A 12539-nucleotide genomic window follows, 5' to 3' on the forward strand; every position below is an offset into this window, starting at 1 on the left:
TGCAGAACCAGATATTTCGAGAGTGCCGATTATGATCGACAGTTCGAAATGGGAAATTATCGAAGCGGGTCTGAAAGTAGTACAAGGAAAAAGTGTTGTAAACTCGATTTCGTTAAAAGAAGGAGAAGAAGCCTTTATTCATCACGCTAAATTAATCAAGCGTTATGGAGCGGCGGCAATTGTTATGGCTTTTGATGAAGTAGGTCAGGCAGATAATTACGATCGTCGTGTGGAAATTTGCGCGCGTTCGTATGATATTTTGGTGAACAAAGTTGGGTTTCCTCCACAGGATATAATCTTCGATTTGAACATTTTCCCAGTGGCAACAGGAATGGAAGAACACCGTTTGAATGCACTGGACTTTTTTAGAGGAACAAAATGGGTTCGCGAAAACTTGCCACATGCACATATCAGTGGTGGTGTGAGTAACGTTTCGTTCTCTTTTAGAGGAAATGATGTGGTTCGTGAAGCGATGCACTCGGTATTTTTATATCACGCTATCAAAGAAGGAATGACGATGGGAATCGTAAATCCGGAGATGTTGACGATTTACGATGATATTCCGAAAGACTTATTAGAACACGTTGAAGACGTAATTCTGGACAGACGCGACGATGCTACAGAAAGACTTTTAGATTTTGCAGAAAATGTAAAAGGTGAAGTAAAAAGCGACGAAAAAGCCGTTCAGGAATGGCGTTTAGGATCGGTTCAGGATCGTATTACACATTCGTTGGTAAAAGGAATTGATGCTTTTATTGAAGAAGATGTTGAAGAAGCACGTTTGGCAGCAACAAAACCAATTGAAGTTATCGAGATCAATTTAATGGCCGGAATGAATGTCGTTGGAGATTTATTCGGAAGCGGAAAAATGTTCTTGCCTCAGGTAGTTAAATCGGCTCGTGTAATGAAAAAAGCGGTTGCTTATTTATTGCCTTTTATCGAAGAAAGTAAACAAGCAGGCGACAAACAAGGAAACGGAAAAATCTTGATGGCAACTGTAAAAGGTGACGTTCACGATATTGGAAAAAACATCGTTTCGGTAGTTTTAGCTTGTAACAATTACGAGATTGTAGATTTAGGTGTAATGGTTCCTCCAGAGAAAATCATTGCAGCGGCAATCGAACATGAAGTTGACATTATTGGATTAAGTGGACTGATCACGCCTTCGCTTGATGAAATGGTGTATTTGGCTAAAGAGTTAGATAAACAAGATATTAAAATCCCGATTATGATTGGTGGGGCAACAACTTCGCGCGCGCATACAGCCGTGAAAATTGCGCCTCAATACAGAGAAACTGTAATTCACGTAAACGATGCTTCGAGAGCCGTTACCGTTGCAGGAAACCTGTTAGATCATAACCGAAAAATATATGCAGCAGATATTCGTGCAGAATACGATTCTTTTAGAGAAACGTTCTTAAATCGTTCGAGAGATAAAAACTTCCTGACGATTGAAGATGCACGTAAAAACAAATTGCCATTGGATTGGAGCGAATATACTCCAGTGAAACCAAAAGTAATTGGAGCACAAACTATTGAAGTAGAATTGGATGTTTTGGTTCCGTATATCGACTGGACGCCATTTTTCCAAACTTGGGAATTGTACGGAAAATATCCAGCAATTTTAACAGATGAGGTTGTGGGCGAACAAGCAACTTCTGTTTTCAATGATGCTCAGGCAATGCTGAAAGTGATCTTAGAAGAGAAAAAACTAAAAGCGAAAGGTATTTATGGAATTTTCCCTGCGAATCAGGTAAATGATGATGATATCGAATTGCGAGATGAAAACGGAAAAGTTCTGGAGAAATTCTTAACGCTTCGTCAGCAGTCACAAAAAACGAAAGGTGCGCCAAACATCGCTTTAGCCGATTTTATTCTTCCAAAAGAAAGCGGAATCGAAGATTATATGGGAGCTTTCTGTGTAACAACTGGTTTTGGAGTTGATGAATGGGCTGCAGAATACGAAAAGAATCTAGACGATTATAATTCGATTATGGTTAAAGCGCTTGCAGATCGTTTTGCTGAGGCTTTCGCCGAATATCTTCACGAAAGAGTGCGTAAAGATTTCTGGGGTTACGACTCAGAAGAATCTTTAACCAACGAAGAATTAATTAAAGAGAATTATAAAGGAATTCGTCCTGCACCAGGTTATCCAGCTTGTCCGGATCACTTAGAAAAGCCAACGATTTGGAAACTTTTAGATGTTGAAAAACAAATTGGAGTGAAACTGACAGAAAGTATGGCGATGTGGCCGGCTTCTTCAGTTTCTGGATATTATTTTGGAAATCCAAAAAGTAGGTATTTCGGATTAGGAAAAATAAAAGAAGATCAAGTTACAGATTACGCCAAACGCCGAAATGTACCGCTTGATTACGCAATGAAATGGTTAAACCCTAATATAGCAGATTAATTTAATTTATGATTTTAGAGTTCAGATTTTAGATTTAACTCAAAATGATAATTTATATAAAGCAGACAATTGATTTAAGTTTTTGATTTCAGATTTTTTTACACGAACAGACTCAAAACTCTTAACTCATAACTCATAACTTTAAAAATGAAAGTAACAGAACATATAGAAAACGCCAAAGGAAAAACATTATTCTCATTTGAAATTATTCCGCCTCAAAAGGGGAAAAGCATTCAGGAATTATACGATAATATTGATCCGTTAATGGAGTTTAATCCGCCGTTTATTGATGTAACGACTTCTCGTGAGGAATACATTTATATTGATAAAGGGAACGGACTTTTGGATAAAAAACTGACTCGTATGCGTCCGGGAACGCTTGGAATTTGCGCTTCTATAAAACACAAATACAATGTTGATACAGTTCCGCATTTGCTTTGCGGCGGTTTTACCAAAGAAGAAACCGAATACATGCTGGTTGACTGTCATTATTTGGGAATCAATAACGTAATGGCACTTCGAGGTGATGCAATGAAACATGAACAATCTTTTACTCCAAAAGACGGTGGAAATCATTATGCAGTTGATTTGGTAAAACAAATCAAAGATTTAAACTGCGGACAATATTTGCATGAAGTAATCGATGCTGATAACAAAGCCGATTTTTGTATTGGAGTTGCAGGTTATCCAGAGAAACATTTAGAATCTCCTTCTTTGCAATCTGATTTGAAAAGATTAAAAGAAAAAGTAGATGCAGGAGCTGACTATGTAGTGACGCAGATGTTTTTCGATAACTCAAAATATTTTGCCTTTGTAGAAAAAGCAAGAGAAATGGGTATTACAATTCCGATTATTCCTGGAATTAAACCAATTGCGGTTCAAAGACATTTACAGGTTTTGCCGCAAATCTTCAGAATCGATTTACCAGAAGATTTAATCGATGCAGTTGATAAATGCAAAAATAACGCTGAAATCAAACAAGTCGGAATTGAGTGGGCGATTCAGCAATCATTAGAATTAAAAGCAGCCGGAGTTCCATTTTTACACTATTATTCAATGGGTAAATCTGAGAATATTCGTCAGATTGCTAGTCAGGTTTTTTAATTGTACGCGTATAGAACTTTGTCAAAGTTTTAAACTTTGACAAAGTTATTCCAGTATAGTTTGTAAAATTGGAATTTGGAATTTTCAAAATTTGGAATTTGAATTAAGATATTGCTTAATTTAGAACTTTTAAAATTTTCATATCATGAAAAATGAAGAATTACAAGCCATTGCTTCTCAATTAAAACATCCATCAGGAGAAAAAGGAATTGAAATGGGAAATATGATGAACGAAACGAACATCAATATGACCAAACATTCCATTCAAAATCTAAATATTTCAAAGGAAAATAAAATTCTAGAATTAGGTCACGGAAACGCAGGCCACGTCGAATTTCTTTTCGAACAAGGAGAAAACCTAAAATATTACGGACTTGAAATGTCGGAACTAATGTTTCAGGAAGCGCGCCAAATCAATAGAAATTTTGTTTCTCAAAAGCAGGCGTTCTTTTCGCTTTATGACGGAAACAAAATTCCATTTGAAGACGAATCTTTCGATAAAATATTCACAGTAAATACTATTTATTTTTGGCAGAAGCCAGAAGAACTGCTTTCAGAAATCTACAGAGTTTTAAAACCAAATGGAAATTTCTGTTTGACCTTTGCTGAAGAAGATTTCATGAAAAAACTGCCTTTTACGCAATTTGAATTTGAGCTTTATAGCACCGAAAAAGCGCAAAAATTGATTGAAAAAACAGCTTTCAAGATTGTTTACACCGAAACTCAGACCGAAAAAGTAAAAAGCAAAACAGGCGAATTGGTTGACAGAGCTTTTACTACGATTGTTCTGGAGAAATAATTTATTATATTTTTTGCCACAGATTATACGATTTCAAATGATTTTTAAATCTGTGTTAATCTGTGAAATCTGTGGCTAAAAAAATATCAACTTGTAGTCTCTCTAAAAATTTATGGAAACTAAAAAAATCAATTTTCTACAAAGTTACAGCAGTATCCTTTTACTTCTTGGAGGTATTATGGTTGGAAGTATTTTTGGATTAGTTTTTGGAGAAAAAGTTGAGGTTATAAAACCTTTGGGAGATATTTTTCTGAATCTGCTTTTTACCGCAATTATTCCTTTAATTTTTTTTACAATCGGTTCTTCAATTGCCAATTTGGAACAGAAAGAAAAGTTGGGGAAACTGTTTTTTATTATGGTTTTGGTTTTCCTTTCAACGATTCTTATTTCTGCTGTCGTTATGATTTTTGCCGTTTATCTTTTTCCAATTCATCAAGATATAGCAGTTGCGAAGGTTCCTTTTGAAGAAATTAAATCAGGTTCTGTCGGCGATCAGATTGCAAAGTTGGTTACGACAAATGATTTCTTCGAATTGTTGTCCAGAAAAAGCATGTTGGCGCTGATTATATTTTCATTTTTAATTGGTTTTGCGACGTTACAATCAGGAGAAAAAGGAAATGCTTTTAAAAGCTTTCTAGATTCTGGGAATGAAGTAATGAAGCAATTGCTGAACATCATTATGAAATTTGCACCAATTGGTTTAGGAGCTTATTTTGCTTATCAAGTTGGTATTTTCGGACCTCAGTTATTTGGTGTTTATGCAAAACCTATGGCGGTTTATTATGCGGCTTGTGTTTTTTACTTCTTTACCTTTTTTAGTTTATATGCACTTGTGGCTGGCGGGAAACGAGCTTTTAAAGTTTTTTGGAGCAATAATATTACGCCATCTTTAACCGCAATAGGAACTTGTAGCAGTATTGCAACCATTCCCGCAAATCTGGATGCCGCACAAAAAATGGGAATCCCGGCTCATGTTCGGAATCTTGTAATTCCGCTTGGAGCGCCTTTGCATAAAGACGGTTCGAGTATGTCATCCATCTTAAAAATTACTTTTCTGTTTGCCATGTTTGGAAAAGATTTTACAGAACCTTCAACGATTCTTTTAGCTTTAGGAATTACCATAATTGTTTCCATTGTCGAAGGCGGAATTCCGAACGGCGGTTATATTGGAGAAGTTTTAGCCATTACCGTTTATGGTTTCCCGATGGAACAAGCTTTGCCTGTTGCCATGATTTTAGGAACTTTAGTTGACCCAATTGCAACTTTATTAAATGCTAACGGCGACGTAATTTCATCAATGCTTGTTTCGAGGTTCTCCGAGAAAACCAAGTGGTAGCTTTTTCAAACAAAAAATAAAAATCTTTTTAATCTGCTTTCGTTCGCGCAATCTGCGTGAGAATAATTAATACAACAAACTTATGAATTCAATATTACAACAAGACCTAAACGATTTTGAAAATATCTTAGAAAAAACAAAACAGCAGGGAATTGATTTCCTAAATAATCTCGAAAACCTTCCAACCTCAAATAACTATTCTATTGAACCCAAGAAAGAATTAAACGAACTTGGATTAGGTTCGTTGGGAGCTTTAGCAGAATTTAAACAAAGATTATCGCCTTTATTAGTTTCTTCGCCAGGACCGCGTTATTGGGGATTTGTAACTGGAGGTTCTACACCAGCTTCTGTGGCAGGTGATTGGCTCGCATCGGTTTACGATCAAAACACGCAATCGGTAACATCGCAGGGAGGAAATTCAGCTTTAATCGAATTTGAAACGATTAATTTATTGCTTCAATTATTAGAACTTCCAGATTCGTTTATGGGCGGATTTGTAACCAGTGCAACAATGTCTAATTTTACTTCTCTAGGAGTTGCCAGACAATGGTTCGGAAAACAGTTTGGAAAAGATTTCGCTAAAAACGGAATTTCAGAAACCATTACTATTCTAACAGCAACACCGCATTCTTCTTCGGTAAAATCATTATCGATGTTAGGAATTGGAAGCCAGAATTATACCGTTGTAAAAACAATAGAAGGCAATCGAGAAGCAATGGATTTGGTTGATTTGGAGGAAAAAATAAAAGCTTTAAACGGAAAACCTTTTATTCTAATTTCGAGTGCAGGAACAGTAAACACAGCCGATTTCGATGATTTTAAAGCAATTTCTAAACTAAAAGAACAATACAATTTCTGGTGGCATATTGATGGCGCTTTTGGCGGTTTTGCGGCTGTTTCAGAAAAATACAAACATTTGGTAGAAGGTTGGGAAGGAGCAGACAGTATTACGATTGACTGTCATAAATGGTTGAATGTGCCTTATGAAAGTGCTTTTTATTTAGTTAAAAAAGAGCATATTAATTTACAAATCGAAACTTTCCAAAACTCCAATGCGCCCTATTTAGGAAATCCTTTAGAAAATTTTAATTATTTGAATGTAGTTCCAGAAAATTCACGTCGTTTGAGAGCATTGCCGGTTTGGTTTTCTTTGATGGCTTACGGAAAAGAAGGTTTTTGTGATATTATTGAAAAAAGCACATTACTGGCACTTCACTTCGGAAATGCTTTAATTGAACAAGAACATTTTGAACTTTTGGCACCAATTCGATTAAACAATGTTTGTTTTACTTTAAAAGGAAATGAAAATCAGGACAAAGTAAATGACTTTCTAATTAAATTAAATGACACCGGAAAAGTATTTATGACACCTACTTTTTATCAGAATAAGAAAGGGATCCGTGCCTCGTTTGTAAATTGGAGAACAACTGAAAATGACATAAAAATGGTGATTGAAGAAATGAAAAAAATCATTTTGGATATACAAATCTAAAGTTTCGCCTTACTATAATAGAGCCCGCTTATTTGATAAGCGGGCTTTTTTGTGTCTTTTTTTTCGATTTTGACGTTAAGAATGCGAAAGTCTTTAACTTTTATTACTGCAAATTTTAAGGCAATATTAATTTAATCTTAATTTTTTATTAAGAAACTATATTTTTTTTATCGATTTCTTCTTTCAAAAGTTAAATACTATATTTATTTAGAATAATTAAAAAATAGACTTGTAAAAACTTGCTGAAGGCCTTATTTTTGGAGCACTTTAATTTTCAAAATCAAAAAATTATAATGCAATTACGTAGATTATTGCTCTTGATTACAATTCTATTAACTTCACTTCAAGGGTATTCACAAAAGAACAAAGCGAGTCTAAACGGAGTCATTTTAAATTCAGGAAAACCAGAAGAAGGTGTTTCGGTCGCACTGAAAGGAACTCCTCACGCAACGCTAACAAATAGTCAAGGCGAATATAAACTTACCGCAGTACCGGGTACTTATACATTGGTGATTGCATACATAGGTTTTAAAACGAAAGAGCTGACAATAGTTTTAAAAGCAGGCAGTAAAACAGTTGAAAATATTAGTATTGAAGAAGATATGGCTGCCTTAAACGAAGTGGCTGTTACAAGCAAATCTAAAGTACAGCGCGTTCGAGAACAAGCTTATAATATTACGGCAGTCGACCTTAAAAAAGTATACAATACTTCTGCAGATTTGAATCAGGTGTTGAACAAAACAACTGGAGTTCGTATTCGCGAATATGGAGGATTGGGTTCTGCCTTCAACTTTTCCCTAAATGGATTTTCTGGAAGCCAAGTGAAGTTTTTCCTTGACGGAATTCCTATGGATAGTTATGGTTCTGCGCTTACGCTGAATAATATTCCGGTGAATATGGCAGAAAGAATTGATGTTTATAAAGGTGTTGTGCCAATAGAATTAGGTGCCGACGCATTGGGCGGAGCGGTTAATATTGTAACCAACAAAAATGTAAACCGCTACATTGATGCTTCTTACAGTTACGGTTCGTTTAATACGCATAGAGCTGCTGTTAATACTCGATTTTCTGGAAGAGATGGTTTTATCGCCAACATTAATGCATTTGCAAATTACTCCGATAACGATTATAAAGTTGATGTAAGTGTGGTAGATAAAAACACTTCTAAATTCTTGCCTGAACAGAAATATAGACATTTTCACGATGGTTATAAGTCAGGAACAATAATGGCCGAAGCTGGATTTAAGAATAAAAGTTTTGCAGATTATTTGCTTGTTGGTTTTGCAATGGCAGGAAATAAGAAAGAAATTCAGCAGGGAAGAACCATGCAGAAAGTCGTTGGGCAGGCTTTTACAGACAGTCAGAGTTTTATCACATCTTTGAAATACAAAAAGGACAATCTTTTTACCAAAGGTTTGTCTTTGAATGTAAATTCGACCTACGCTCTGGTAAACAATCGTTCTATTGATACTTCTTCGAGAGTTTATGATTGGACCGGAGATTACGTCTACAGACAGTTTGCCAATGCAGGAGATAAAGGAGAATTGGGCAATAAAACGATTTATGTATACGATGAGGAAAATGCGCAACTAACTTCCAATTTAAAATATCAGCTAAATGATCAGCATTCTATCGCTTTAAATTATACCTATCTGGCATACAAAAGAAAGGCAACCGAAGAATTTGCAAAAATAGTTGACCTTGGTGAACCAACTATTGACAAAAGTATTTTAGGTTTTGGCTACAATTTTAGCGGTTTAGACAATCGACTTGCAATTTCTGCTTTTGGTAAGATGTATGAATTGTCTACCAAAATGGTTTCTAATGCAATTAATCAATCTGCGTCGTCAACCAATTATGGTTATGGAGCGAGTTCGGCTTATCATTTATCAGACAAATTTCAGATAAAAGCTTCTTATGAACATGCTTATCGCTTGCCATCGGCGACGGAAATGCTGGGCGACGGATTAACAATCAACAGCAATATCGGAATGAAACCGGAAAGCAGTGATAATGCCAATTTTGGACTGGCATTTCTTACTCAGCAAACCCATAATCATTTTAGTGCCGAAACCAGTTTGATTTACAGAGAGGCAAAAGATTTTATCAGAGAAAGGCAAGATGGAGATAAAACTGTTTTTGAGAATCTTCAAAATGTACAAATAATGGGTATTGATGGAGTTCTAAGATATGGCTATAAAGATTTGCTAATTTTCGAAGTAAACGGTACTTACCAAAAAAGTCTCAATAAAAACAAATTTAAAGCTGGTACAACAATTCCGGATGCATTGTATGATGCGCAATTGCCAAACGTTCCAATCTTTTTTGGAAATGCCGATTTGACTTTCAACTTTAAAAATATCAAATCTAAAGGAGACCGACTTTCTCTTAACGCAAGTGCAAATTACATAGACGATTTTTATCTGACATGGCCGGTTTTAGGAAGCTTAGAAACTAAAAAGGCAATTCCGGAGCAGTTTACTCAAAATGCAATGATTGCTTATTCTTTCTTAAACGGAAAATATAATCTGGCTTTTGAGTGCAGAAACATTACCGATGTAAAGGTTTACGACTATTTCAAGGTTCAAAAACCAGGTCGTTCTTTTTCCGTTAAGTTCAGATATTTTCTTCAATAATTAAATTATAATAACCTTTAATACTTTAAATCATGTTTGTAAACAAATTTGCAAAATGCTTTGCATTGGCTTGTCTGTCACTTTCTACTTTTTCATGTAGTAGTGATAATGATTCAACAGATTCAACAGAACCAAATGTAAATGGAGCTAAATATGTAGCCTCTTATTGGCTTGACGATTATACGCAGTATATTCTTGATTTCAATTCTATAGACCAGTTAATGACTGGCGAAATAAGCGCTAAAGGAGTTGGAATCGAACAAGCAGGAAGCTGTTTCCCTATAGAAAATACATTTTTTGCTTTGAGTACTGATGATGAAGGATCTGCTTCTTTTCATCTTAACAGCTCAGGAAAATTAGTGCAAAACGGAAAATTAGCTTTCGAATCATCTTATGCAGTTGGCTATACAGATGATAAAAAACTAATCAATATTGGAGCAACTTGGGACGGAAGTTCATCAGATTATGAACTTATGATTTACAATCCTGCAACTGTTTCTGTTGAAGGACGTAAGTTTAACGATTTTTCTGTAGACCCAGCAAACAAAAAAGTTTTACACTGGCCAACTGGAGCTTCTGTATCAGGAGATAAACTTTTTGTTCCAGTTTATACTAAAGATGTAACAGACGGAACAAACAAAGTTTTATCATCTGATGCCACAATCAGAGTGTACAAATATCCTTCTTTAGAATATGTTACAACGATAAAAGATACCAGAACAACTGCAATTGGAATGTATTATACCAATACTGGAATTGTTCAGACAGCATCTGGAGATATTTACACATTTTCTTCGAATGCACGTGCGGGTGGATATCCTGTTACAACTGCTAAATCAGGAGTTTTACGTATCAAAAAAGGAGATGCTAAGTTTGATCCAGGTTATTTCTTCAATTTGGAAGAAAGTACCTTAAAAGGAAAAGTTCTTGCGGCTTACCCATTAGGAGGAGAAAAAGTTTTTATCTCTTATATTCCTAACGATGATGATGCTACAAATGCCGTTTACAGTTTCTTAAATACAAAAACAATTTTCAAGTCGGCAATTTTAGATTTAGCCAATCAGACTATTCTTAATGTAACTGGTTTGCCTGACCACGGTGGAGATGAGTTTTTTGGAGTTGGAAGTTTGTTTGTTGAAGACGGAAAAGCATACAAAAGTTTTGTTACAGGAGACGAAGCACGTGTTTACCAAATCGATGTTGCAACTGGTGTAGCAAAAGCGGGAGCGCTTATCAAAGAAGGACTTTATTTGCCTACAATCGGTAAACTTACATACTAATTTTTTACATAAAAAAATGGCTTGAGGTATTATTCGCATAATCCTCAGGCCATTTTGCTTTTACAAATTAATGCAATGAATATTTTTAAAAAACGCTTAAACAAACCTCCGAATAAAGGAAAATCCACATTCAGTAAAGTCAATGCCTGGTTGCATTTATGGCTCGGATTGGCTTCTGGAATTGTAGTTTTTATAATGGGAATTACAGGCTGTATTTTGGTTTTTGAACAGGAGATTAAAGAAATGACTTCTCCGTGGCTTAAAGTCGAAGCCCAAAGCGCCGATAAAGTTTTGCCGCCTTCTAAAATATATGCCGCGGTAAAAAAAGCTTTGCCAGAAAAAGACATTCACGGTGTATGGTATAACGGCTTAGATAAAACCATAAAAGTGGATATAGAATCCGATTCTTTGATTTATGTAAATCCTTATAATGGAAAAATTACTGGAATGGTCGATCATGAAGATTTTTTCCATGAAATTGATGAAGGCCATCGTTATGTCTGGCTCGGCAGAGAAATAGGAACAACGGTAACATCTTGGGCGACTTTAATTTTCTTCTTTTTATTGATAAGTGGTATCATTTTATGGTTTCCAAAAAAGTGGAATAAAACGACCATCAACAGTAGTTTTAAAATTAAATGGAGTGCCAAATTTAAAAGACTGAATTATGATCTTCATAATGTTTTAGGTTTTTACTCACTGCTTTTAGCGTTTTTGATTGCATTGACAGGTTTAATTATGAGTTTTCATTGGGTTCGAGAGAGCACGTATTGGATTACGGGAGGTTTTTCTAATGAAAAGACTAAGAAAGAATTGATAGCCGAAATAAAACCAGACACACTCTCAAAACCTAAATACGATATGCTGACTTCTGCAGATATTATTTTTAATAAAGTTAGAAATGAAATTGCAAAACATAATACCGAAGCTGTCATCATTCATTTTCCAGACGAGCCAAAAGATAATTTTTACGCCTGTACCGACATGCATAACGGAAATTGGAGAGATTTATATTTTGATCAGAAAACTTTAGAATTGCTTCCAAATTCAAGAAAATATATAGGTGACGAAAAATTCCACGACTGGATGAGTCGTTCTAATTACAGTCTTCATGTAGGTGCAATTGGTGGTATAACAACGAAAATCCTCTATTTTACAGCGAGTTTAATCTGTGCCAGTTTACCAATCACAGGTTTTTATATCTGGTGGGGAAGAAAGAAAAAAACAAAGAAAAACTAAGGAATTACAATTGTTTTTGAAGAGTCTTTTTAAAGTGAGATAAGCTTTGAAAAGACTTTTTTTATGGTTTTAATCGAAAGGTTATATTTATATAAAAACAGATTAAGATTTAATTTTTAAGGATTTCAAATGTTTATGATTATGTGTTTAATTGCGTCCCATAGTTAAATAACAATTTGTATATGTGAAATTTAAAGAGAGAGTAATTTAAGGGGTTCTGTAATTAGAAAAATTCGTGAATTG

General features: G+C 35.1%; 8 protein-coding genes. All 8 read left to right on the forward strand.

The genetic code is table 11. The features are described from left to right. The coding region (gene metH / locus VGE71_RS00940; protein ID WP_331136626.1) for a methionine synthase at nt 1-2410 on the forward strand (2410 nt) is incomplete at its 5' end. A 147-nt stretch (nt 2411-2557) separates the two neighbouring features. Then, nucleotides 2558-3514: a methylenetetrahydrofolate reductase [NAD(P)H] gene (metF, locus tag VGE71_RS00945; RefSeq protein WP_331136627.1), complete on the forward strand. Its 957-nt coding sequence runs from the start codon at nt 2558-2560 to the stop codon at nt 3512-3514. A gap of 145 nt (nt 3515-3659) precedes the next feature. Beyond that, nucleotides 3660-4313 (forward strand): class I SAM-dependent methyltransferase, encoded by a 654-nt coding sequence (locus tag VGE71_RS00950; protein ID WP_331136628.1) that lies wholly within the window; start codon nt 3660-3662, stop codon nt 4311-4313. A 112-nt stretch (nt 4314-4425) separates the two neighbouring features. Next, nucleotides 4426-5649, forward strand: a complete 1224-nt coding sequence (locus VGE71_RS00955; protein WP_331136629.1) for a dicarboxylate/amino acid:cation symporter — start codon at nt 4426-4428, stop codon at nt 5647-5649. A gap of 82 nt (nt 5650-5731) precedes the next feature. Next, a complete protein-coding gene (locus VGE71_RS00960; RefSeq protein WP_331136630.1) occupies nt 5732-7141 on the forward strand; it encodes a pyridoxal phosphate-dependent decarboxylase family protein in 1410 nt (469 codons plus the stop codon). Between the two features lie 293 nt (nt 7142-7434). After that, nucleotides 7435-9777 (forward strand): TonB-dependent receptor, encoded by a 2343-nt coding sequence (locus tag VGE71_RS00965; RefSeq protein ID WP_331136631.1) that lies wholly within the window; start codon nt 7435-7437, stop codon nt 9775-9777. Nucleotides 9778-9809: 32 nt separating this feature from the next. Continuing rightward, on the forward strand, nt 9810-11057 hold the full coding sequence (locus VGE71_RS00970; protein WP_331136632.1) for a DUF4374 domain-containing protein: 1248 nt from the start codon (nt 9810-9812) through the stop codon (nt 11055-11057). A gap of 75 nt (nt 11058-11132) precedes the next feature. After that, nucleotides 11133-12296, forward strand: coding sequence for a PepSY-associated TM helix domain-containing protein (locus tag VGE71_RS00975; protein WP_331136633.1), 1164 nt, complete (start codon nt 11133-11135; stop codon nt 12294-12296). Nucleotides 12297-12539 lie beyond the last annotated feature (243 nt).

It is taken from the genome of Flavobacterium sp., assembly GCF_036405015.1.
GTDB lineage: Bacteria > Bacteroidota > Bacteroidia > Flavobacteriales > Flavobacteriaceae > Flavobacterium.

Coding starts and splice junctions, on each gene's coding strand:
- metF (WP_331136627.1), top strand. CDS start 2,558: ATGAAAGTAACAGAACATATAGAAAACGCCAAAGGAAAAACATTATTC.
- VGE71_RS00950 (WP_331136628.1), top strand. CDS start 3,660: ATGAAAAATGAAGAATTACAAGCCATTGCTTCTCAATTAAAACATCCA.
- VGE71_RS00955 (WP_331136629.1), top strand. CDS start 4,426: ATGGAAACTAAAAAAATCAATTTTCTACAAAGTTACAGCAGTATCCTT.
- VGE71_RS00960 (WP_331136630.1), top strand. CDS start 5,732: ATGAATTCAATATTACAACAAGACCTAAACGATTTTGAAAATATCTTA.
- VGE71_RS00965 (WP_331136631.1), top strand. CDS start 7,435: ATGCAATTACGTAGATTATTGCTCTTGATTACAATTCTATTAACTTCA.
- VGE71_RS00970 (WP_331136632.1), top strand. CDS start 9,810: ATGTTTGTAAACAAATTTGCAAAATGCTTTGCATTGGCTTGTCTGTCA.
- VGE71_RS00975 (WP_331136633.1), top strand. CDS start 11,133: ATGAATATTTTTAAAAAACGCTTAAACAAACCTCCGAATAAAGGAAAA.